At 51.5% G+C, this 22,980-nt stretch carries 22 protein-coding genes; 1 reads left to right on the top strand and 21 read right to left on the bottom strand.

Translation table 11 applies throughout. The features are described from left to right. The first annotated feature begins 15 nt into the window (after nucleotides 1-15). The gene (locus PLF13_12245; GenBank protein ID HOP08050.1) at nucleotides 16-327 is read left to right on the top strand and encodes an iron-sulfur cluster assembly protein; all 312 of its coding nucleotides are present in this window, start codon (nucleotides 16-18) and stop codon (nucleotides 325-327) included. A gap of 185 nt (nucleotides 328-512) precedes the next feature. Here PLF13_12245 and PLF13_12240 read toward each other — a convergent pair whose 3' ends face one another. The 21 genes from PLF13_12240 to PLF13_12140 all read right to left on the bottom strand — a co-directional run bounded on the left by PLF13_12240 (nucleotide 513) and on the right by PLF13_12140 (nucleotide 22,972). Beyond that, a complete protein-coding gene (locus PLF13_12240) occupies nucleotides 513-1,364 on the bottom strand; it encodes a T9SS type A sorting domain-containing protein (protein ID HOP08049.1) in 852 nt (283 codons plus the stop codon). Between the two features lie 129 nt (nucleotides 1,365-1,493). Continuing rightward, nucleotides 1,494-3,080 carry a hypothetical protein gene (locus PLF13_12235; protein ID HOP08048.1) on the bottom strand — a complete coding sequence of 529 codons (1,587 nt, stop codon included), beginning with the start codon at nucleotides 3,078-3,080 and terminating at the stop codon, nucleotides 1,494-1,496. Nucleotides 3,081-3,082: 2 nt separating this feature from the next. Further along, nucleotides 3,083-4,669, bottom strand: a complete 1,587-nt coding sequence (locus PLF13_12230) for a hypothetical protein (GenBank protein ID HOP08047.1) — start codon at nucleotides 4,667-4,669, stop codon at nucleotides 3,083-3,085. A gap of 2 nt (nucleotides 4,670-4,671) precedes the next feature. Further along, on the bottom strand, nucleotides 4,672-6,246 hold the full coding sequence (locus PLF13_12225) for a hypothetical protein (protein HOP08046.1): 1,575 nt from the start codon (nucleotides 6,244-6,246) through the stop codon (nucleotides 4,672-4,674). Between the two features lie 2 nt (nucleotides 6,247-6,248). Then, complete coding sequence (locus PLF13_12220; protein HOP08045.1) at nucleotides 6,249-7,865, bottom strand: hypothetical protein; 1,617 nt, start codon at nucleotides 7,863-7,865, stop codon at nucleotides 6,249-6,251. Further along, nucleotides 7,831-8,565, bottom strand: coding sequence for a hypothetical protein (locus tag PLF13_12215; GenBank protein HOP08044.1), 735 nt, complete (start codon nucleotides 8,563-8,565; stop codon nucleotides 7,831-7,833). The genes PLF13_12220 and PLF13_12215 overlap by 35 nt, the downstream gene beginning before the upstream one ends. A 21-nt stretch (nucleotides 8,566-8,586) precedes the next feature. Then, on the bottom strand, nucleotides 8,587-9,411 hold the full coding sequence (locus tag PLF13_12210) for a hypothetical protein (GenBank protein HOP08043.1): 825 nt from the start codon (nucleotides 9,409-9,411) through the stop codon (nucleotides 8,587-8,589). An 8-nt stretch (nucleotides 9,412-9,419) separates the two neighbouring features. Next, on the bottom strand, nucleotides 9,420-11,021 hold the full coding sequence (locus PLF13_12205) for a hypothetical protein (GenBank protein HOP08042.1): 1,602 nt from the start codon (nucleotides 11,019-11,021) through the stop codon (nucleotides 9,420-9,422). Beyond that, nucleotides 11,018-11,833: a hypothetical protein gene (locus PLF13_12200; GenBank protein ID HOP08041.1), complete on the bottom strand. Its 816-nt coding sequence runs from the start codon at nucleotides 11,831-11,833 to the stop codon at nucleotides 11,018-11,020. The genes PLF13_12205 and PLF13_12200 overlap by 4 nt, the downstream gene beginning before the upstream one ends. 74 nt (nucleotides 11,834-11,907) lie before the next feature. After that, complete coding sequence (locus tag PLF13_12195; GenBank protein ID HOP08040.1) at nucleotides 11,908-12,654, bottom strand: SDR family oxidoreductase; 747 nt, start codon at nucleotides 12,652-12,654, stop codon at nucleotides 11,908-11,910. Between the two features lie 37 nt (nucleotides 12,655-12,691). Further along, nucleotides 12,692-13,396, bottom strand: coding sequence for a lipoyl(octanoyl) transferase LipB (gene lipB, locus PLF13_12190; protein HOP08039.1), 705 nt, complete (start codon nucleotides 13,394-13,396; stop codon nucleotides 12,692-12,694). 7 nt (nucleotides 13,397-13,403) lie between these two features. Then, a complete protein-coding gene (locus tag PLF13_12185) occupies nucleotides 13,404-14,771 on the bottom strand; it encodes a dihydrolipoamide acetyltransferase family protein (protein HOP08038.1) in 1,368 nt (455 codons plus the stop codon). 74 nt (nucleotides 14,772-14,845) lie between these two features. Further along, on the bottom strand, nucleotides 14,846-15,925 hold the full coding sequence (nadA, locus tag PLF13_12180) for a quinolinate synthase NadA (protein ID HOP08037.1): 1,080 nt from the start codon (nucleotides 15,923-15,925) through the stop codon (nucleotides 14,846-14,848). Nucleotides 15,926-15,933: 8 nt separating this feature from the next. Continuing rightward, on the bottom strand, nucleotides 15,934-16,998 hold the full coding sequence (locus PLF13_12175; GenBank protein HOP08036.1) for an NAD(P)/FAD-dependent oxidoreductase: 1,065 nt from the start codon (nucleotides 16,996-16,998) through the stop codon (nucleotides 15,934-15,936). A 2-nt stretch (nucleotides 16,999-17,000) separates the two neighbouring features. Next, the gene (locus PLF13_12170; protein HOP08035.1) at nucleotides 17,001-17,438 is read right to left on the bottom strand and encodes a peroxiredoxin family protein; all 438 of its coding nucleotides are present in this window, start codon (nucleotides 17,436-17,438) and stop codon (nucleotides 17,001-17,003) included. Nucleotides 17,439-17,495: 57 nt separating this feature from the next. After that, nucleotides 17,496-17,987, bottom strand: coding sequence for a redoxin domain-containing protein (locus PLF13_12165; GenBank protein HOP08034.1), 492 nt, complete (start codon nucleotides 17,985-17,987; stop codon nucleotides 17,496-17,498). An 11-nt stretch (nucleotides 17,988-17,998) separates the two neighbouring features. Further along, a complete protein-coding gene (locus PLF13_12160) occupies nucleotides 17,999-18,160 on the bottom strand; it encodes a hypothetical protein (protein ID HOP08033.1) in 162 nt (53 codons plus the stop codon). 84 nt (nucleotides 18,161-18,244) lie between these two features. Further along, nucleotides 18,245-18,742 (bottom strand): ferritin family protein, encoded by a 498-nt coding sequence (locus tag PLF13_12155; protein ID HOP08032.1) that lies wholly within the window; start codon nucleotides 18,740-18,742, stop codon nucleotides 18,245-18,247. 23 nt (nucleotides 18,743-18,765) lie between these two features. Then, nucleotides 18,766-20,226, bottom strand: coding sequence for a glutamate--tRNA ligase (gltX, locus tag PLF13_12150; GenBank protein ID HOP08031.1), 1,461 nt, complete (start codon nucleotides 20,224-20,226; stop codon nucleotides 18,766-18,768). Further along, nucleotides 20,223-20,777: a hypothetical protein gene (locus tag PLF13_12145; GenBank protein ID HOP08030.1), complete on the bottom strand. Its 555-nt coding sequence runs from the start codon at nucleotides 20,775-20,777 to the stop codon at nucleotides 20,223-20,225. The genes gltX and PLF13_12145 overlap by 4 nt, the downstream gene beginning before the upstream one ends. Before the next feature lie 86 nt (nucleotides 20,778-20,863). Continuing rightward, nucleotides 20,864-22,972, bottom strand: coding sequence for an acetate--CoA ligase family protein (locus PLF13_12140; protein ID HOP08029.1), 2,109 nt, complete (start codon nucleotides 22,970-22,972; stop codon nucleotides 20,864-20,866). Between the last annotated feature and the right edge of the window lie 8 nt (nucleotides 22,973-22,980).

The following is a 22,980-nucleotide window of genomic DNA, read 5'->3' as shown; positions in this document are numbered from 1 at the left end:
AAACGGATTATCGATATGCCGCTGCCTACCAATGAAGAGATATTAACGGCGTTGAAGCCGGTGCTGGATCCGGAGATCGGTCTGGGGCTGGTCGATCTTGGTTTGATCTATGATGTGATGGTCGAACCGGACGGTAAAGTTAAGATCAAAATGACTCTGACCACTCCTGCCTGCCCCTACGGTGAGACCCTGCTGCACTTGACTCATGAAGCGGCGGCTTCGGTCGACGGCGTGACTGAGGTCGAGATCACTCTTGTCTGGGATCCCCCCTGGAATCCAAGGGAAATGGCCTCCGACCTGGCCAAGGATGTCCTGGGTATCTGGTAAGAAAACTCCCGGTGCGAAGCCTAACGAACTGATGAAAATGTCGCACGCGCGGGAATTGAACAAAACTTAACGGTGATGCAGGCGACGCAAGGCCGCCCGCTATGCGAACTTCAGGCTTTCAATCGCGCAGGCGGGGGGCTTGTCTCCCCCAGTGATTGTGTCCTTGCGGAAGTAATTCAACAACCCTAAAGCAGAATCATCTTCTTCACAAAGCTCTCGCCGTTGACCTCGAGGCGATAGAAATAAACGCCCGGAGCATGCCCCGCTCCCGACCATTCGAAGTTCACAACGCCGGCCTCGGCATGTCCGGAGTACTCCCCAACCGGCTGACCCTCGACGTCGTAGATTCCCACATGATAATCGGCCGCCTCCGGTAGATGGAATGAGATGATCGTCGACTCGGTAAACGGATTCGGGTGGTTCTGTTCCAGGTAGACCGACTCGGCCAAAGGAAGTTGTGTTGCAGCAGTGGCTGCACCAGACGGCGCCGCTAGTTGAAGTGTCGCATCTTGGAGCCGAGAGAAAGAGAGGATGTAGCCCTGCGCCGACTTGCCGGTCAGGGAGTACATCAAGACATAGGTCATGCCATCTCGGAATTCGTACTCCAACGTCAGTTCATCGGTTTCACTTAAGAAAGAAACCTCACCGGGAGCCACCATATACACTGCGGAAACAGCATCGTCGGTCCAGAGCAGAGTATCATCAATCCTATAAGTAACGTTCTCTAGTTGTAGCTGCGACACATCAGCAGCATCACCGACTAGAATCCGAATGAGATATTGCAAGTCGGACACTTCGAGTGCAACACCGTCTTGGTTGACATCGCCGGCAAGGATATGCCGGTGCAGATCGGATGAAAAGACCGCTGTCCCCTGCACGAAATAGTTGGAAAACAGCACGGCATCGGCCATGGTGTACGGATAACCGTCCAGGTTGATATCACCGATAGCCACATCATCAAACGAATCCGTGGTAGCGTGTTGCCGGCCGCAACCCCAGACAGCCACGGTCAGGACAACCGCCGCTAAAAAAAACAACCAATTGCCCGTATTGCGTCTTATGACTTAGCTCCCTATAGAACTTTCATTCCACATAATGCACATGATACAGAACTAATATAGTTCTCAAGGACAATTTCGTCAAAACGAAAAAAGCTCAGGGCAGTCTCAGTTCTTCTTGAGCAGCTTCGTGGCGGCCGCCATTCGGCCTTGCCAATACAACCGCGCCTCGTACACACCTGCCGGCAGCGCACCGGGTCGCCACACGGCCGTACGCGCTACGCTGTCGCCTTCTCCGGTTACCCCATCAATCTCCCTGCCGGTGAAATCGTAAAGGTGGATGCAATAATCTCGCGCGAAGGGCCAATCGAAACTGAAGACTGTCGAGTCGGTGAACGGATTCGGTGTCGCGGACAGCGTGATCGTCGCCGCCGGATCGTACAGGAGCATCTCGGCGCCGTCAGGCGTCGCCGCCCTCATAGACGACCATCCCCCAGGCATATAGAGCAGGTTGCCCGAGGCGGAGTCGCTGGAAGGACTGTACAGCAGGATACGAGTCGTATCGTCGCGGACGGTGAACCGCATCTCCATTTGAGACGCCAGCAGAGTCGGAGTCACATCACCCGGCGCTTCCAAGTACAATCCGCCGATTGGATTTTTGATCCGAAGCGTATCGCCGATAGTTGTGAAGGCGCTATGGCCTTTCTCAAGCAGTTCAAAGTGCTTTTCAGTGCGATTGACGCGGCGCCACAGATAAACCAGGTCTTCAATCGTCAGGAAACACCCGTCATAGTTAACATCGCTTTGTTGAACCTGGTATTCCAGCCAGATGGTGAATGCTTCCATGCCTTGAACGAAATAGTCGGCAAAGAGGGCCGCATCGTCAGATCTGTAGGGGTACCCATCCAGATTCAGATCACCATGGATCGGGTCCGGCTCGCTCTCCCCAATCGATACTCCGCCGTCGATGAACCAAAGAACTCGGTTCACCGGCCGATCGTGGTCAATTAAATCACAGCAGTAATTAGGGACTCCGATAATCGAGGGGAACCCGGCAAACTCGATTAAGTCGCTGAGCCAGTACCAGCCGCTCGCATCGAACACACGCCACTTGACTCCGATGGCCGTCTCCTCCAGCCCTTCTTCGGTCAGGGTCCTTATCCAGTTATCGGAACAGTCTTCCCAATAAAAACGAATAGGCACTTCCTGGTTGTCATAGCCGCGATCAGTCGAGACATCGAAAGACATGGTGATTATCGCAACGGGATTCGCCGAACGAATTATTACATCGTTCCTCATAGCACCATCGATTGAGGTCACTCCGGTAAGATGGAAACAGGTTTTTTCGAGACATTGGCTCCGCTCTATGTTGAAGTATTCCCACTCGCCGTTAGTGATAAGATTACCGGGGGCAGTATGGGTAACCTCAAGAGCATCGGAGTTGAAGGCAATGCGCAGGTCAAAGGCGGTGATCAACCGGTCAATACCCCGCAACGCTACGTAAGACTCAACGCCGGCGCCGGGCGGAACTCCGTAGTGACTGCCATCGATTCCGAGTACCGCCCCAATAACCACACTCGGGCCGGAGTTTAACTCATCGTCGAACCAGCGCCAGTACGAGGTATCGATTTGATCCTGATAACTCGGAGCGGTGATGAACACCTCGTCCGCTTGATCGCATGAGACAACTAAACCGATTATTGCACCGGCCAATACTATCAGGACTACAAATCCGGGTGCTTTAAGCCCCCCCATTGTCATTCTCCCCGTATCAATGTTACTGAGCCAACCTTGCGTTCACCTTGGTAAAGCCAGGCATAATAGAGTCCGCCTGAAAGATTCTTCGGTTGCCATATCACTTCGCGGATTTCCCCTACTGACGCACCCTTATAAGCACCTACCTGATGTCCGAAAGAATCGAAAATCTGCAAGTGGTAATCCTCGTTAAAAGGCCAGTCAAACGAAAACAACACCGAGTCGGTAAAAGGACAGGGAGAAGTTGAGAGTTCAACACTATATGTATCCGTGTAGAGCCGCATCTCCCCGCCTTCGGGCGTGGCCGCTTCAATGTATGAGAGGCCACCCGACACCACAAGAAGGTCGCCGGAGGCCGAGTCACCCGACGCACTGAACAATAACACCTGTGCGATGTCGCCGTCGAACGCATACTCCAACTGCATTCCTTGGGCGAGAAGAGCAGGTATACTCGCCGTCTCCGTTTCCAGGTAGAGGCCGGAGACTTCTCTCGAAAGCCAGAGCGTGTCACCCCTGAACCCATACACACACTGCTTAGGAGAAATAAGTGGTGTAGGTCTTGCTCTTTCCTGATTGATGTTCACCATGTAGACCAAATCCTGCAGGGTTAGGGGAATGCCATCGACGTTTACATCGGAAGCATCGGTCTGAGCTACAGAATCTATGTCCAGCACACTGGTTCCATGCAGGATACAATTAGCGAACAGAGCGATATCCTCATCCTCACAAGGAGTCCCGTTGAGGTTGACATCCCCCACGGCGACGGGCGAATTTGCTCCTTTGATAAGCACCCCGCCGGTGAAGAAGTCCACCCGCCTCTTGCTCGGTACAATGCCCTCATAGCTGATGCAATCGTCGGTGATTCCGTAGACGGTTGGGAAACCATTCGCTTCCGTAGAGCATAGGCTGTAGCGGTGACCATCACTCACCCATAGACGTTTCTCACAGGCTCTATGGTATGATCCATTGGTATGCAAGGACAGACAGTTGCTCGCACACGATCCCCATGTGAATATGATTGGACTAAACTTACCCTCGTAATGTGCTTCGGTCGTCACCAAAAAATTAAGCGTGGCTACTGTAATGGGTTCATCTGATCCATAACAAGTCGGATTTCCCGAATTATCATCACCGACCAGATTAGCAATGCCCCTTATTCGATACCCGGCTCCCGAGCTTTCTCCTACAACAGCATGGGACGTGAAGAACTCCCAGTCGCACAGGTCGTACAGTTCGCCGGGATAGGCTTCTTCCAGAGTCAAGGCCGCAGAGTCATAGACAACGATCACTTCAAATGCATCCATCGGTTCTCCCCGGGTGTCCACCGTGATATCAACCTGACAATGCTGACCCGGTTCTACGCCAAGCTGACTGGGATCCTCACCTCGTTCGACCTCAACAACAACAGCCAAACCTGATTCACTCAATTGGCTAATAGTATTCCAGATCCCGTCATCCGAAGGTTCGGAGGAATAACTGGAACTTGGGTAGTAGATATTGTCCGACTGATCGCACGAGACAATTAAACCGATTATTGCACCGGTCAATACTATCAGGACTACAAATCCGGGTGTTTTAAGCCTCCCCATTTTCATTCTCCCTTCAGTAAGGTTATCGAGTCGATCTGGCGGTCGTCTCTATACAGACGCGCGTAGTAGATTCCCGACTCAATGTTCTTGGTGTGCCATACCAGACTCTGATCTGCCACAGCTGATTCACCCCTCATCCCTTCCACACACTTGCCGGTTATGCTGTATACGTAAATGAAGCAATCTTCGATAAACGGCCACCGGAACGAAAACACCACCGAATCAGCAAATGGATTCGGTGTCGCGGACAGATTGACCGTTGTCGCGGGGTTGTACAGAAGTATCTGGGCGCCGTCGGGTGTAGCCGCCCTCAAATACGACCATCCCCCGGGCACATAGAGCAGATCGCCCGAGGCTGAATCACTGGAGGGACAGTAGACTATGATGTTTGTGGTATCGTTAATGACAGCGTACCGCAACTCCATTTGCGGCGCCAGCAGAGTCGGAGTCACATCGCCAGGCGCTTTTAAATAAAGCCCGCTCACCGGCTTCTCGATCCGGAGAGTATCTCCGAACGTCGAAAAGGAGCTGTGGTCGTTGAATAAGTAAGAAGAGTCCTTAACCGTGCCGTTGATTAACCGGTACAAATAAATGAAGTCCTCAATGGATAGCGTAATCCCATCACGATTGACATCGGTCGCGCGCTCCTGCGACACAGGATCCACTGTGAACACTGATGTTCCCGTAAGAAAATAATCCCGGTACAGGTCTGCGTCGGATAACTCATTGGGCTGACCATTGGCGTCGATATCGCCATAATCGAGCTGAGGATAGTCTAACGCTGTCATGACACCACCGTTGACGAAGTTGACAAAACAGTTGCTGTCGATAGGATAACATGAGTTCGGCAGCCCATATTGTGACGGGAGGTCTAACGTCTCAACTGAAAGAGGAAGATACTTGAGACCATTATAATCCCACACTGTTCCCTCGCGAGCAATGACGGCTTCTGCGGCCTCCGAATTGGCATACACTATCAGGCTATTTATACTGCAGCTTACCCAATAGAAACGAATTGGTGCATAGGAACCCTCCCAATACGGATCATCGTTGACCAGGAAATCAAGCGTTGCGATTCTTATGGGGAGATTACTATGGCCATCCTTCATTGGTGGAAAGCCAAGCACAGTCTGGGTGCGAGCTTCCAGCATGATAATATTCGTTCCATCAGTTTCTACAAAATAGTAATCATCGAAATGGTCCCAATCACAGTTTTCAACCAATTCGCCCGGTCTCGCCTCCTGGAATGAAATTATACGAGCATCATATGTAAAACACAGTGAAAATCCCGTGATTACCTCTTGGTTGCCTTTTACTATAACATCAACGAAGCAATGTTGACCGCCCAATACTCCCGGATTCTTCGGATAATCTATATCTTCCAGTTCAATAATGACACTCAATCCGGTATCCAGAGCACCTTCATATAGCGACCAGTACGAAGTATCGATTTGATCCTGATAACTCGGAGCGGTTACGAACACCTCATCCGACTGATCACAGGAGACAATTAAACCGATTATTGCATAGCCCGCGACAAGTATCGCACACAGTCCGATTTGTCTGAGACCTCCCATCATCATTCTCCCTTCAACAGCGTTACCGATCCAACCACTCGATCATTATTATACAAGCGGGCGTAGAATACTCCCGTATTGATATTCTCAGTTTGCCACACTACGGTTTGATCTATACCGCATGCTTTTCCCTTGATTCCTCCCACACTTCCGCCGGCAACGTCATAAATACGGATAAGGTAATCATCGATAAACGGCCACCGGAACGAAAACACCACCGAATCAGCAAACGGATTCGGTGTCGCGGACAGGGTTGTCATCTCGGTGCCTGTGTCGAAGTATATCTCACCACCATCAGAAGCTACGGCTTCAATATAAGACCAGCCTCCCGGCACATAGAGCAGGTCACCGGAGGCGGAATTGCATCGGAAACTGTTCACGAGTATGAAGGTGGTATCGTCCCGGGTTACATATCTTATCTCCATGTTCTCAGCCAACAGCGTCGGGATTACCTCACCCGGAGCTTTCAGATAAAGCCCTCCAACCATATCTTCGATCCAAAGAGTGTCTCCTTCGCAGGTATACCGGCTTTCTCTCCGATTGATTTTCTCGATCGGCAGAGCAGTCCCACAGATGTAATTAATGAGATATACCAGATCCTGAACGGTCAGGGGAACACCGTCACGGTTCACATCCGAAGCCTCAATCTGGGCATCGACATTGACCTTAAAGACACTCTCCCCATGGATAAAATAATTGGCGTATAGCACCGCATCGGCAATTTCATACGTTTCGCCATTCAGGTTAACATCCCCTACGGTTTCAACGGAGTCGGCACAAACGATCTGCACCCCGCCGTTGAATAGATTAATCACCCTTCGTCCGGGATGATCAGAAACCAGTTCCAGACAGGAGTCCGGGGCGCCTTCATAGCTGGGGAAACCAACCGGTTCCAACAGTGCTCGAGTGTATACCTTTCCATCACTCTCCCATACCTGTCGGCTTATGCCTTGATATATTTCATTCTTCGAGCTGTCCTCGTATAAGGCGAGAGTATTATCGCCGCAGTCTCGCCAGCAAAATGTTATAGGAATAAAAGCGCCCTCATAAATACGGTCATTTGAAATCAAGAAATCCAATTCACCGATTGTCGCTGGGTAACCGACACCGTAACAATCCGGGTGATTGGCGCCATTATTGATTTCAGCGATAGCCACCAAGTGAACAACACCACTGGGGAGACCCGATTCGGGATCGGAACCGTAACGGTAACTGAAATACTCCCAACCGCATCCCTCTATCAATTCACCGGCCACAGCGGTCTGGAAAGATAATGCCCCGGCGTTGTAGCAGAGGAGAAGATCAATTCCGGCAATTAATGTTCCTTTTACATCGATTAACACGTCAACGTAACAGTGCTGCCCCTGTATCACTCCCTGCGGTCGCAGTTCGTCGCCGCGCTCGCATTCGATCACAACATTTATCCCGGAATCGGTCATGTGGTTGACGCTGTCCCAGAGAGTCGTGTCCGGGCGCTGGTCAAGATAACTCGGGCTGGAGAAATACACCTCGTCAGCTTGATCGCAGGAAACGATTAAAGCGATCATTCCAATGAAGACCAATATAATAATCAGCAGGTTGATTCTATTGGATACTGTCATGGTTGCCTTGTTCTTCATCGTACAATACCACGCGAGTACCCTCCGGCGTGGAGGCGGTCAAACTAATCCAGTCTCCGGGGACATACAGAATGTTACCGAAAGCGCTTTCCCCCGACTCACTCATTACCAGGATATGTGTAATGCCACTGTCCACGGCATATTCCAAAGACATAACCGGCGACAACAGCACCGGCGCAGCCTCTCCCTGCACTTCCATATAAAGCCCGCCAACGGCACGTTCAATCATCAGGGTATCGTGATTATTTACATAGGCCAGACGCACCGGGGTAAGATCTAGATATTCACCGGCTGTTCCGCGTAGTATATTCTGAAGGAAGACCAGGTCTTCCACCGCCAGGCAGTTGCCGTCGCCATTGACATCGGAAGCTGCTACCTGGCCATCGACATTGATTTTGAACACTTTCAAACCGTGCAGGAAATAGTCGTGAAGCAGCGTCTCGTCCGACGCCTGCCACTGTTTCCCATCGAGATCCATGTCACCTGCGGGTTGATATCTGTGTCTCGGAATCGGCCGGACGCCGCTGTCGGTCGGACTCTCAAGACGCGGATGCGACCAGATCGATCCCCCGTCGGAGAAAGCCTGTGCCGCTTTGTCGTCTGCGTTGCCCACCGCCCCACAAACCATAAGAAGAACACTAAGAACGATCAGTCGCGCCGGCACCGACTTGTTGAAATGCCGGCATCGTGCTCGTAACATAGTCACCTCGGTTAAGCAGTATCACTCACGAATATCGACAGAGTCGGCACAGTTAATATCCACACCGCCGTTGACAAAATCGATCCAGCGTATCGGCTCAATAGTAACGCGGGGATTCTCCGCGGCGTTGATGCAATCCTCAAGCGCCCCCAGATAACTCGGGAAAATACCGTCATATTCATGCAGCGAAGTCGAAGGCTCCCTTATCGAGTCCTGATAGTCCCACAAATAACGAGAGAACATAACAGTGTCGGAGGCGGTAGACAGCAAGTTGTCGTTGCAGTCGTACCAAATGAATCGAATCGGTACAAATGTGCATTCGAGAGTACGATCATCGGAGACCAGGAAGTACAAACGAGCCAACTCAACTTCGTTTTCCCAATCTTCGATCAAACATAACGGATCACCGTCGCCGTCGTTCACTCCCACGTAACCCGTCATATGGACCACCCCCGAGGGACATGGCTCCGGACCACAGTCCGTGCTCACCCCCTGAGCGTAGGAGAACTGCTCCCAGTCGCAGTCAACCAGAAACTCACCGGGCTGAACAGTCATAAGACACAAGCACGCCGGATCGAATCCAACCAAAAGCCGGAAACCGGTCACAAAAGAAGGACTCACTTGAGCCGGCGTGATCGTCACCGACACCGAGCACACCGCTCCCTGAGTAGCCTCTTCAACGGACTCGATGCTCACAATGTAGGCGGAGTCGGCCCAACTCGAGCCTATGCCGTCCCCCGCGTCGGTAATCATATCGAACAGCCCCTTTTCTGAATCGCTGCACCCAAAGGCGAGTAATAGCTGAGATAGCGAGATCAGTACTGCCCTTCCCCTCTTGTCTTTCATAACCATACCTACCTTGTCTTGAACAATGTAACGGTTCTGATAATCCGGTCTCCGCGATAGAGATTCGCGAAGTAAGTCTGTGGAGCCAGACCTGAGAAATACCAGTCGAGTGAATCGACATCGCGTTCCGGAGTACCGTAGAATCCCGCAACCTGCGCTCCCTTGTAGTCGAATATGCGCAAAATCCAGCCACCTCCGTATGGCCAGTCAAAGGCGAAGTGCGTAAGTCCGCCAGAGGGGTTGGATGAAACGGTGATGTCGGGCAGATAGCTTTGTTCGAGAAGCACCATTTCACCGCCGAACTGAGTCGCAACTTCTATAGAATCATATCCGCCCGGAACACGAATCAGCGGCCCGCTGTCGGTTTTCGCATCAAGATTGCTGAGAAGAATGTGGGTGTCTTCACCGTTGTAGTAGTATTGAAGATCGAACACATCGCTAAGGTTCTCCGGTACCACTTCCCCGGCGGCTGTCATGAACACCGCTCCCACCGGTCGATCAATCGTCAGGATATCGCCGACGAAGGAGTGCGTGCTGGTTTCCGGGTCGGCCCAGGTAGTATCTATCTGAGACAGGTTCATGACCCTGATCAGAAACACTAGATCGGCCACAGTAAGAGTTTCGCCGTCGAGGTTGGCATCCGACGCTGCGGTTGCCGCCGATTGATAACCGCCGAAGACGCTCAGCCCCTGCATAAAATAGTCCTGATACTTGACCGCATCAGCCAACTCCCAGGCAACACCGTCCTGGTTGAGATCAGCGCGATCAATGATCGAATCGGCACAAATCACATCGACGCCCCCGTTGACAAAGTCCACCCATCGAATCAACTCAGGCTTGTTAGGATTGTCCTGGTAGAGCGTGTCACAAACATAGTTCGCGCCGTACAAAGTCGGGAATTCCTGTATGGAATCGAGAATGGAAACATCAAAATCACCGACCGTCGAGTCGGAGTCCCAAAGATACCGGGAGAGGTATAACTCTGAACCGGACGTGTTGGATAAGCCGTTGTCACCGCAGTCATACCAGATGAACCGGATCGGCAGGAAAACACATTCCAACACGCGGTTATTCGAGACATAGAAATAGAGTCTGGCCATTTCGACCTCTTCGTCGAAATCATCGACGCTGCAAGTCGGATGGTTCTCACCGTCGTTTATATCAGCGATAGCAACAACTCTCACGATTCCGCTCGGACAGGCCGCACTACCGCAATTGCCGCTTGCGCCCTGGCGGTAGGTGAAATACTCCCAGTCACAATCGGTCAGAAAACTACCCGGTTGAACCGAATTCAACGAGAGTCCCGTGACATCATATTGGATCAACAAATCGAAGCCGCCAAGGGCCCCATCGTCGATCAGTGTCGGACTGATCTTAACAGCCAGGGAACACACCATCCCCTGATAGGCGTCTTCCACCGTCTCGATACGTACCATGAAAGCGGAATCGATCCATTCCGTTTCGATAGGTACCGTATCCTCAGGATTGATGAAAACATCGGCGGGGATATCATAAAGGATCTCGTCCCGGTCGCTGCATCCAAAGGCAAGCAACAGCAACAGCGGTAAGGTCGCCAACAATCCACCCGATAGAAGAAAAGCCCGCTTCATAACTTAAATCCTGCTGCTACCAGAAAGTACGGCCCACTTAGATCAAGATCCAGAGCACGCCCCGGAGAAATTACATCCAGCCGCCAATAGGCGCCGTCTTCGTCTCGCAGGTGCCCTAAATCCAGCCAGTCATAGCCGACCTCAATCGCTGAGAACACCGGCCCGAGTGAGATCAATTCGGAGCCGGCGGCGATGTTTAACCCTAATCCATCGGCGTCGTATTTGACTTTCTCATCAATCGGTTCGGCATATCCGGCATCGTCAAGCCAGTTCGTGCTCAGATCAACTTTACCGAATCCATACTGCGGACCGGCGCCAATCCAGAGCGTTCGGGACAATACCCCGAAACATTTCTCGAATCTCAGCATTATAACCGCACAGGAGACATCGAAATCGCTGTCGGCGATGTAAGTCGCGGTCGACTTGTCCACCAAATCCATATCTATCGGTTCACTGTCGTCAATACCGGTCTCGATCCCCACAAAGCCCACCCTCAGCCTGCCGCCGAACATGGGATAAGAAAAATCTAATCCCCATCTCAAACCAGATCCGAAATTTTCATCGGTCAGACCGATCGGAGCGGCGAACTGGTCTATGTAATAATCGTTGAGATTGCTGAGGCTGGGATTTGACATCCCGAGCAACAACCTGAAATCGCCTGGAGGATTATCGGCGGCATAAGACACCATCCCCAAAGTCAGCAGTAATAGACAAATTCCCAATGGCTTGAACAAATTGACCTCCCATCGTTCGGAGACATGGACTATGTTGTTCTGGTTTAATATAACCCAATAGCCCTTTCCGTCAATCATAATTCTGAATCACGAAAAACGCCGATATCTCGGCCAGGAGATATCGGCATAATCCCAAACGGTTAATCCCTATTTTACATCAACGAATAGCCGCCGTCTACAATCACTGTCTGGCCGGTAATCCACGAAGCCTTGGGAGAGGCCAGAAAAGCCACGACATCGGCTATCTCTTCCGGTTTACCGACTCGCCCGAAAGGAGTTCGTTCGGAGACTTCTTTGAGCATCGACTCATAAGTCGGGAACGATTTGAGGGCGTCGGTATCGATAAATCCGCCGGAGACACAGTTGACGCTAATTTTTCGTGGGGCGAACTCGATCGCCGTGTATTTGACGATGTTCTCGATCGCAGCTTTGGAGACGCCGATTGCGGCATATCCCGGAATGTATCGAATAGAACCTAACGATGACAGCGCCACGATCCGACTGTGGTCCGGCATCATGGGCGAAGCCAGTTGAACACAATTGAGAAACGCCCGGGCGTTGGTATGCATGGAAAGGTCCCAGGCTTTGTCGTCGATATCCATCATCCTGGTAAACAAACCGAGCGCGGCGTTGGATATCATGATATCGAGCTGTCCGAAACGCTCCTTGATTTTCTCAAAAATCCCCGGCAATTGCTCGTGATTGCCGATGTTGGCGCGATGGGCGTAACAGTCGACACCGTATCCCTTGATTACCTTGACCGCCTCATCGGCCGCACTGCGACTGCGGAAATAGTTGAGCACCACATGAGCGCCCTTTTCGGCCAGTTTTTGAGCGACGCTGAAGCCGATACCTTTTGTCCCACCGGACACAAAGGCTACTTTACCTGCAAGTTCCATCTTGCTCCTCGCTGGTATAATTGATCCTGCTGATTTACTAAATCGTATATCCGCCGGCCTGAGACTCCAGCTCTTCCGCCAGGCTTGCCAAATCGACCGGCTCGAATTTAGTAACAAAAAGGTTGGCGTAATGTTCTAAAAGAATATCCGCGAAGTTCTCGATATCTAGATCTTTACCGATTAGCTCCCTGGCTGAGATCATGGTCTCGGCCTTGAAGCCGCAGGGATTTATCCGGTTAAACTCGCTCAGGTCGGTGTTCAGATTGATCGCCACCCCGTGGTAAGTTATCCAGCGTTTGACCGCCACCCCCAGTGAGGCGATTTTCCTATCCCCAACCCATACCCCGGTATGTTCGCCTTTGCGAATCGTGCATTCGATCCCGAGATCCGCGAAGGCATCGACGATTCCCTGCTGAAGATTGGTGATGAATTTGCGCACGTCGCGGCCGCGACGGGTGAGATTGAAAATAAAGTAAACGACCAACTGCCCGGGACCGTGGTAAGTGACATCTCCCCCGCGTTCAATATGAATCGGTTCAAGGTCACACTTCGCGAAATTCTCCTTATGCCCGTCCTTGCCGACCGTCACCACCGGCGGGTGTTCCAGCATGAGGATCGTGTCTCGCGCCAACCCTTCCCGCCTCATATTCACCAGGCTTTTCTGCCATTTCCAGGCCAGTTTGTAATCAACCAAACCGGCCCGGAGAATCCAGCCATAGCGGGTGTTAAATAGATCGGTCATCGGACCTCTAGCGCAGAGAGAGAAGCATCTTGCGCGGATCGGATAAATACTCGTGGACCCGATGCAGGAACTGTACCGCCTCGTGCCCGTCGATCAGACGATGATCGAACGACAAACCGAAAGTCGAAATGTCGCGCACTTTGATTTCACCGTCGACCACCCAGGGCTTTTTAACAATAGCGTGAATTCCTAGAATCGCCACCTGCGGCTGATTGATGATCGGTGTCGAAGCAGTTGCTCCGAACATTCCGGCATTGGTCAAGGTAAAGGTCCCGTCCGAGACATCATCAGGCGTCAACCGGTTAGTGCGAGCTTTGTCACCCAGTTCAGCCAACTCGACAGCCAGCTCGACCAGTGTTTTCTTATCGGCATCCTTGATCACCGGCACGATAAGGCCTTCATCACGAGCTACGGCAATCCCGATGTTGTAGAAATGTTTGAAGATAATCTCGGAGTCGGTCATCGAAGCGTTGATCTTCGGGAACTCATGAAGGCCAAGACATACCGCCTTGATGATGAACGGCATGAACGTGATATTCGCACCGTAAGTACGCTTGAAGTTACCCTTGATCTCATCGCGATAGTTGACCAATTCGGTCAAATCGAGGTCTTCAAACGTGGTGACATGCGGCGATGTCTGCACTGACTTGACCATGTGGTCGGAGATCATCTTGCGCACCCCCACCAGCGGTTCACGGGTAACACGCTGCACTTCCGGAAGCGGTTCAAACCTGGGGATATCAACCTTGACCAGCGGCACGGCCGGTTTGGCCTCGGTCGGAGCATCCTTTGCCGCAACTGACAAAGTTGACGGCATTACCGGTGGCGCCGGAATCGGGCCGGGCGTGAATCCGGCAGAACTGGAGCGGTCGGCAACGGCACGCTCGATATCCTCTACTGTTACGCGTCCTTCGAGACCGGTCGGAATAATCCTAGATAGATCGAGATTGTACTCGCGGATCATCATCTTGACCTTGGGAGACATCTTAGCCCGTTCGATCGGCCCAGTCGCTCTGGGAGCAGGTTTGGTCGCAGGTACAGGAGCAACCGGAACAGACTTGGCGGCTGTTGGTTCGGGTGGCTTGACCTCGTCCTTTGGCTCTTCGGACTTGGGAGTCGAAGGTTTGACCTCACCTTTGCCGTCGTCAATTACCGCCACCTTTTTACCGACCGGAACTACTTCACCTTCCCTGGCCAGAATTTCGACTATTACTCCCTCAGCCTCGGCCGGAATCTCGACATTGACTTTGTCGGTCATCAACTCGACCAATGGTTGATTCAACTTAACTTTGTCGCCTACTTTGACTTTCCACTCCAGAATAGTACCTTCCAGCACCGACTCCCCCATCTGGGGGACTAATACATCCATCGCCATAAATCTATATCCTTATCCCTTCAATTCGAATTCTAAGATATAGAAACACCCCAACCCCTCAGATGTTCTCGAATTCAGGCGATCTCAAGCATTTTTTCTAAAGCAATGAGGGCATCGCTACGGGTTGGTTCCGGGACCTTAATCGGTTTAAGATCAGCGTAGTTTTCCAAGGTATAGGCCAGGTCGCCCAGAGTCGTCCGGTACATATTGGCGCAAACCGGGCAGGTTTGACCGGACAACTCGATAATTTTCTTGTCGGGATAGGTGGCGGCCATGCGCGCCACCAGATTGATTTCGGTGCCGATCGCAATCGTCGCCCCGGCCGGGGCTTTTTCACAATAATCGACAATGAACTTGGTCGAGCCGTTGGCATCGGCGGCCGCTACTACGTCGGGCGGGCATTCCGGATGCACCACCACCAGCGCTTCCGGGTCGTCTTCTTTGACCTTCCTCACATGTTCGGCTTTGAAGGTCGTATGCACATGACAGTGTCCCTTCCAGAGAATCAACCGAGCTTTATCGACTTGTTCCCGGGTGAGACCGCCTTCTTTTCGGGAGAAATCCCAAAGGACCATTTCTTCCGGCTTGAGACCGTATTTCAGACCGGTGTTGTATCCGAGGTTTTCATCCGGGAAGAAAAAAACCTTCTCGCGGTGACTGAAACCATAGTTGAAAGCCTTGGGGGCATTCGAGGATGTACAGATCACCCCCCCATACTTGCCCGTGAAAGCTTTGAGTCCGGCGGTAGTGTTCATATAGGAAATCGGCATGAATCGTTCTTCAGCACCGAACGGCTTGAGGTATTCCCAGGCTTCGAGTACATCGGCCATTTCAGCCATGTCGGCCATCGGACAACCGGCCAGCGGATTGGGCAAAAAGACCTTCTGATGATCGCCCGAGAGGATGTCGGCCGATTCGGCCATAAAATGTACTCCGCAGAAAACGATGAGTTCGACATCCTTCCTGGAAGCTGCCGTTTTGGACAAGTCGTAGCTGTCGCCCCGGTAGTCCCCCATCTCTACGACTTCCATCCTCTGGTAATGATGCGCAAGGATACAAAGACGGTCGCCCAATTCCTTGCGAGCGGCCTGGATACGCTCGATCAACTCATTCTTGTCGGCTTGTCTGTATTCCTGTGGCAGAGTGAAATACATCTATTTTATCACTTTTCAATTTCGTTCTGAGATATCATTCTTGTCATTTTGCGTTGGGCCGGAACATGCTTTTCGGTCGAATGCCCCGGACTAACCTTGGCTTTCGGATCAATATAGTTCTTGGCGTTGTTGACCGCAACCGCCACTTCTCCGCAGCCGGTCGAGATCAGCTTAAGTTTTCCATCATAAGTAACAATATCACCGGCGGCAAAAATACCGGGACGATTGGTTCTCATACGACTATCTACGATAATCGCGTTTTTATCGATTGCCAGCCCCCAGGCTTCAATCGGACCAAGATTGGTAAGAAAACCGAGATTCAAGAAAATCGCGTCAACTTCGAGATCAATCGCTTCATCGGTTCGGGAGTTGACAATCGTGGCTCGCTCAACCCAATCTTCTCCCTCGATCCGCTGCAACTCCCAGAAAGGCGCTTTCAAATCTACCCGAGAGCGACGGACTTTGACTATCGAATCCTCATAAGCGTTGAAGAAGTCGTTGCGGTGGATATGCACCACCGAGCGAGCAATTGGCTCCAGCATCAATGAGGCATCGAAAGCGGCATCACCGCCCCCCACGACCAGAATCCGTTTATCCCTGAATCGCTCCGGCTCTCGCACGAAATAAAACACTCCTCGGCCCTCAAGCTCCCTGATATTCGGGATATCCAGACTCCGCGGGATATACGCTCCCAAGCCGGTGCATATAACGACCGTACGGGAGAAATGCTCGCCTTTATCGGTGACAATCTTGAACAAGTCATCATCCACATCTTCTATTCCGAGCACTTTCTCGCCCAGACAAAGCGTCTGTGGGTATTGTCCGGCCTGATCTTTGAGCTGCTTAACGAGATCCTTGGCCAATACCTCGGGGAAACCGGCCACATCGTAAATATATTTCTCGGGATAGAGCGCCGTCAGGCCACCGCCTACTTCCTCCAGCATATCGACAGCCTTGGCTTTCATCAAACGCAAACCGGCATAATAGAGACCATAGAGACCGACCGGTCCGGCCCCAATGATAGTGATGTCGTAAATTTCAGATTGCCTGTCGCCTGAAAATTGAGCACTCATGGTTACATTCGGCTCTTGATCAACTCCATGATCTCTTTATAGTCGGCTTGTCCTTGTTGGGCAAAAATGATTTTTCCGTCGGGATCGACCGCATACACCGACCGTTGCACTTTCTGACCGTCATCCTTGAGAGCTTTGTACCTGGTCAGCGTCAGACGCTCGGGATCGGATAAAATCGGGAACTTGAAGCCCTTCTTCTCGCAGTAGTTTTGGTGAGATTTTATATCGGCTGGATTAATAGCCAGCACCAAAGTATTGAGTTTCTCGAATTCCGGGCGGGCTTGTTCCAGACCGGTTAACTGCCGGTTACAGCCGGGGGTATTGTTCCGAGGATAAAAAACTATAACGGCGAAATGCCCCTTAAGAGATGCGAGCGAGACCTTACCGCCACCGGAGCCGTCCAGGTTGAAGGTCGGTGCTTTGGAACCGATTGTAAGCATACTTCATTCCTCCATAAGTTGTGTTAACACAACCGAAGCAAAGATGCTCTTGTTCCCCTATTTTTCCTGTAAGGCTGCCAGTTGATTGAACAGCTTATCGTTATCGGGCATTTCGGCGGGATCGACTCGTTCGATGAATCGGATAATGCCTTTCTTGTCAATTAAATACACGGAACGATTCGAGAATCCCCGTGTGTTAAATTCTCCATAGAGCTTGGCAACCTCACCGTGTGGCCAGAAATCCGACATCAATGGAAATGACAGACCACCCATGGAACGCGCCCAGGCGATATGGCATGGAATCGAATCGCACGAGACACACAGCAATTGGCAATCATAATCTTCAAACCGTTCGTAGACTTCCTGATAACCGGGCACCTGAGTGGCGCAGACCGGCGTCCAGTCAGCCGGATAGAACGCCAGCACGACGTTCTTCCGATCGCGATACCAGTTGAGATTCAACTCCCCCTCATTGTGCGTAGGTAAGGTGAAATCCGGCGCTTCGTCTCCTACCTTCAGCTTATGTCTATCGTCGGGATGCGTAGGCAACCTCCATGTGCTTATTCGTCATCGAAATCCGCAAACAAGTCGCGGTCAAAATCATCCAGACCATCATCCATGTCGGTGTCGTCGGCATCGAGATCACCGAAATACTCTGAGAATTTGCCGCTTGGAGCGGCGCACACCGGACATTGTCCCGGCGGTTCTACATCTGTGTGCACATATCCACAGACACTACAGACCCATTCCACGAAGGAACCCTTTCCTGATCAGTTTGTCCGTAGTCGGTTTTCCGGCGTTGCCGCTCAATCTTCGAGCGGAGCGCTGTTGTCGAAACCAAACCAGTAGTAATTGCCGCTTATGGCCTCACGTTCGGCCATGAGCAACTCGTAATGACGATGCTCTTCATTGGCCATGCGCAGCAGGACATCTTTGTGCTCGTCGAATACGGCAGACTTTGCCTGCTCCTCATAAAATTTAGTAGCAGCCAGTTCAGCCTCGATGGCCAGATTGATAAATTCGCGTTCATTCTTGAGATCCTCAAGGTGTCCCTTCCTGAACACTTCCGCCAGAGCCGTAAGCCCCTTCTCCGGCAGCTCACCAATCTCACCACCGATTTTGTTTTTGTATATCTCTATCAGAGTTTCCTTATGTCCCAGTTCGTCGTCGCGAAGGTTCTCCAGTTTACGCCTGGCGTCCGCGTTATCGCTCTTCCTGGAGAGCAGGTCATAGAACATGTAACCGTCCTCTTCCCCCTTGATCGCGGTCTTTAGCAAATTGGCCAGCTCGGTCTTACTATCCAAAACAATCACTCCATTGCAGGACGTTACTTGTTATTATGTCTGATATAATCGGCTGCTTTTCGCATTCTGTCAATAACTACCGATTGAGAAAGTACCGTCAGCATCTCAAAAAGACCCGGTCCGTGCGGTCGTCCCGACACCGCCAGGCGGGTGGGATGAATTAAAGCCGCTCGTTTCTGACCCAACTCTTCGGCCAGTTCATCCAGCACTCGTTCCAATTCTTCAGGAACAAACCGAGTCAATTTCTCGAAACGATCCGCCAGTTCAGTCAACCAGCCGGCGGCTTCCGGAGTGAACCGTTTGGCGACAGTTTCGGGATCGTACTGAAAGTCACCGCTGAAGAAATAATCACACTGGTCTATCAAATCGGACACTTTTTTCATACGCGGCTTGAACAAACCAATCACCTGACGCAGGTATTCCCAGCGGGTTTCGAGCCAGTATTTTGTCGTAAATCCCGCATCGACCAGCATCGGAGCTGCTATCACGGCCAACTCATGTTCACCGGCATGGGCGATATACTCCTGGTTGAACGCCAGCAGCTTTTCTTCATCGAAAATGGCATTCGAGGAGTTGAAGTTCTCGGCGTTGAACAGCTCGATGAGTTCATCGCGTGAGTATATTTCACGATCCGTCTTGGGCGACCAACCTAATAAACAAAGGTAATTGAGCATCGCCTCGGGAAGAACACCTTCTTCGCGATAAGCGACCACGTCTTTGTCTCCAAGCCGCTTGGAAACCTTCTTTTTATCCGGACGAAGAATCAGCGGGACATGCGCAAACTGAGGGACATCCCAACCGAGCGCTTTATATATCTGGATCTGTTTGAACGTATTCGTAACATGGTCATTGCCGCGAATAACGTGGCTGATATCCATCAGATGATCATCCACGACAACCGCCAGGTTATAGGTGGCGGAACCGTCGGAACGTGCTATGATAAAATCTTCCACATCGTTCGAGGAACGAGTGAGATGACCGGAAACCAGATCATCGAACTCCAGCTCTCCGTCGGGAATCCTGATACGAATCGTGTGAGGGACACCATCGGCCAGTTTCCGATCGACCTCTTCCCGGCTGAGCTTCAGGCAACGACGGTTATACAACATCGAGCTTTTGTTGGCTTTAGCCTCATCACGATCAGCTTGAAGTTGCTCGGGGGTACAGAAACAGCGATAACCATAACCTGATTCGAGAATCTTCTGCGCATGCTCGGCGTAGAGATCAGCGCGATCCGATTGATAAATGATATCCTCGTCCCAGGTCAATCCGAGCCATTTCATGGCTTCGAGGATGCCGTCAACGAATTCCTGACTGCTGCGAGTCTCATCGGTATTCTCGATCCGAACCAGGAAATCACCGCCATGGTGACGAGCAAAAAGGTAATTGAATATAGCCGTTCGTGCCGTTCCCACGTGTACATACCCCGACGGTGACGGGGCAATTCTTACTCTGACTTTTCTTTTTTTATCGTCCGTATTCATAACTGCGTCGGTTTATCATCCTGTCTGGCATCATCGTTGTCGTTATCGGAGCTTTCCGGGGTTGTCTCGGAATTGGGCGCCGGCGATTCACCGGGAGAAGGTTGTGACTCGTCAGGTAATACGGTGGATTCTTCGGGTTCGATTTCCGAAGTTGACACCGGCGGCGGTGGTGGCGGGGAGACAATCAGGGGTTTCGATAACTCTTGTGGTGGAGCCGGTATCGGAGTTATCGGAGTATCCTTAGCCTCCAAGCTAAACTCGATACCACCTATGGTTCTACCCAACAGGTTATACAGCGGTACACCTATCGCTACTAAAATAGTATTAATCACAGCCGAGATAAAAGCCATGAAGAAAGGCATTATGACCAGAATAACACCCACACCTATGTTTTCTGCGGCAGGATTCGCTCCGAAGCTTTCTCCTAGCAAAATAATAGGACCTATGAAGAGCGCATAAAGCACTCCCACAGCGAAACCGGTAATGAGGCTCAGGAAGAAGACGGCCTTTACGACCGACCATGTTCTTATTGACTTCAGCTCATAGTTCATAATACCCCTCTCTCATAGTGTAATCCCTTACCGCCGGAGATGACCTTGCGGTTTCATCTCCGGCCATGTAACTCCCGTCGAACCGCTTACTTCTTAGTCAGGATGAAACGTGCATCAACCGCGGCACACCGTTTTTTATCCGGAGACACAATAAACGGGTTGATGTCGATCTCGGCAAAACAGGTAATATCCTTGACCAATTGCGATAAACGCAGGAGCGTCTCCTTGAGCACCTTCTGGTTTACCGGCGGCGCTCCCCGGAAACCGTTCAACAACGGGAACGATTTAAGCGAGTGAATCATGGCATCAGCTCCGACGTCGGTCAACGGATTGATCCGGAACGAGACATCCTTCATAATTTCGACATAGATACCACCGAGTCCAAACATAATCAATGGACCGAACGAGGGGTCAATCGTCATACCCATAACCGTTTCGACACCGCCGGTAATCAGACCCTGCATCGCCACTGAGAACTTACCCTTTTCGCCCAACTCGCTAATGCGTTTTTTCAGCGACGTGAAACCATCGAAAACTTCCTTGTCGGTGCGCAGATCGACCATAACACCACCGACCTCGGTCTTGTGGAGAATCGGCGGCGTATTGATCTTCATCACCACCGGATAACCCATCTCGCCGGCGACCTTGACCGCTTCCTCCGCCGACCAGGCATAACGATAAGCCATGGCCTGAATACCGTAAGCGGAAAGAATACTGATCGCTTCATCTCCGACAATCGAACCGCGACCTTCGGAGCGGGCGTTGTCGATGATCTGTTGAACCTTCTCCTTGTCGACCTTGAACGTTTTGAATTTACCGCACGGTTCACTGATACGACGGCGATATTTGTGAATTATCGAAAGGGTTTTGGCAATCGCCTCGGGGAAAATATAAACCGGGACACCATGCTCTCGCAGGTAATTCATCGACGGAGAACTGAGTCCGGTCCCCATGAAGCAGGCCAACACTGTCTTCTTACTTTTGCTGACCGCTTCGGCTATTGTCTCGGCAACCTTCATCTGGTCAATGGTAACCGGAGGAACGCAAATCGGAATAATCGAATCGTAGCGGGCATCGTTCTTGACCGCGTCCAGCGTCTGCTTGAACTCCTTCGGACCCGCTCCCGCAACCATATCCATCGGATTGGAGAATGAGGCTTCCGCCGGAATGAAGGTCTTGAGCTTTTTGACCGTAGATTCCGACAAAGCCGGCATTTCCATGCCGTGATTGATCAGGGCATCCGTGGCGAGAATACCGGGACCGCCGGCGTTGGTAACCACCACCACCCGGTTGCCTTTGGGCACCGGTTGTTTGGACAAAGCATTGGCAACATCGAAGAGCTCTTCGACCGTATCCACTCTCATCACACCGGTCTGCTCGAACAACGCATCCACCCCCACATCCAGACCGGCCAAAGCCCCGGTATGCGACGAGGCGGCTTTGGCTCCAAGACTGGTGCGACCTGATTTGACTGCGACAATCGGCTTAATCCGACAGACTTCGCGTGCGATCTTGGTAAATTTCACCGGGTTACCGAAATTCTCAAGATACAACAGGATAATGTCGGTATTGGGATCACGTTTGAAATACTCCAACATGTCGTTGGAGGAAATATCCGCCTTATTGCCGATGGAAGCCACACAAGAGAATCCTATCCCGAGATCACGAGCGATATTCATAATCGCCTCGCCCATCGCCCCGGACTGGGTCACGAAACCGATACGTCCGCGCCGCGGGTAGGTTTTGCCGAAAGTGGCATTAAGATTGATCTCAGGATCGGTGTTGACAACGCCAAAGCAGTTGGGGCCGATCATGCGCATGCCGTATTCGTTGCAAACAGCTAAAACTTCCTGCTCGCGCTTCTTTCCTTCTTTACCCACCTCGGAGAATCCGGCCGTGATGACTACCAGACCTTTAACACCTTTCTTCCCACACTGGATGGCGACATCGCGCACGAATTCTTTACGAACAATAATGATCGCCATATCGACCATATCCGGTATATCAAGTACACTCGGATAAGCCTTTATGGACTGAATAACCTCGGCTGAGGGATTGACCGGGAATACCTTGCCGTTGAACTCTGCCTGTAAAATGTTATGCAACGTTTCCCGTCCGATTGAACCCTTGCGCGAGGTTGCCCCGATCACGGCCACCGAGCGAGGGCGAAAAATCATATCTAATGGATGTTTCATATATCCTT

The organism is Candidatus Zixiibacteriota bacterium (assembly GCA_035380245.1).
Taxonomy (GTDB): Bacteria; Zixibacteria; MSB-5A5; order GN15; family FEB-12; genus DAOSXA01.
This window is presented reverse-complemented; position numbering and strand designations above follow the sequence as displayed.

Coding starts and splice junctions, on each gene's coding strand:
- PLF13_12145 (HOP08030.1), bottom strand. CDS start 20,777: ATGAACTATGAGCTGAAGTCAATAAGAACATGGTCGGTCGTAAAGGCC.
- PLF13_12185 (HOP08038.1), bottom strand. CDS start 14,771: ATGGCGATGGATGTATTAGTCCCCCAGATGGGGGAGTCGGTGCTGGAA.
- PLF13_12140 (HOP08029.1), bottom strand. CDS start 22,972: ATGAAACATCCATTAGATATGATTTTTCGCCCTCGCTCGGTGGCCGTG.
- nadA (HOP08037.1), bottom strand. CDS start 15,925: ATGTATTTCACTCTGCCACAGGAATACAGACAAGCCGACAAGAATGAG.
- PLF13_12195 (HOP08040.1), bottom strand. CDS start 12,654: ATGGAACTTGCAGGTAAAGTAGCCTTTGTGTCCGGTGGGACAAAAGGT.
- PLF13_12235 (HOP08048.1), bottom strand. CDS start 3,080: ATGGGGGGGCTTAAAGCACCCGGATTTGTAGTCCTGATAGTATTGGCC.
- PLF13_12230 (HOP08047.1), bottom strand. CDS start 4,669: ATGGGGAGGCTTAAAACACCCGGATTTGTAGTCCTGATAGTATTGACC.
- gltX (HOP08031.1), bottom strand. CDS start 20,226: ATGAATACGGACGATAAAAAAAGAAAAGTCAGAGTAAGAATTGCCCCG.
- PLF13_12210 (HOP08043.1), bottom strand. CDS start 9,411: ATGAAAGACAAGAGGGGAAGGGCAGTACTGATCTCGCTATCTCAGCTA.
- PLF13_12245 (HOP08050.1), top strand. CDS start 16: ATGCCGCTGCCTACCAATGAAGAGATATTAACGGCGTTGAAGCCGGTG.
- PLF13_12175 (HOP08036.1), bottom strand. CDS start 16,998: ATGAGTGCTCAATTTTCAGGCGACAGGCAATCTGAAATTTACGACATC.
- PLF13_12200 (HOP08041.1), bottom strand. CDS start 11,833: ATGATTGACGGAAAGGGCTATTGGGTTATATTAAACCAGAACAACATA.
- PLF13_12215 (HOP08044.1), bottom strand. CDS start 8,565: ATGTTACGAGCACGATGCCGGCATTTCAACAAGTCGGTGCCGGCGCGA.
- lipB (HOP08039.1), bottom strand. CDS start 13,396: ATGACCGATCTATTTAACACCCGCTATGGCTGGATTCTCCGGGCCGGT.
- PLF13_12220 (HOP08045.1), bottom strand. CDS start 7,865: ATGAAGAACAAGGCAACCATGACAGTATCCAATAGAATCAACCTGCTG.
- PLF13_12205 (HOP08042.1), bottom strand. CDS start 11,021: ATGAAGCGGGCTTTTCTTCTATCGGGTGGATTGTTGGCGACCTTACCG.
- PLF13_12225 (HOP08046.1), bottom strand. CDS start 6,246: ATGGGAGGTCTCAGACAAATCGGACTGTGTGCGATACTTGTCGCGGGC.
- PLF13_12170 (HOP08035.1), bottom strand. CDS start 17,438: ATGCTTACAATCGGTTCCAAAGCACCGACCTTCAACCTGGACGGCTCC.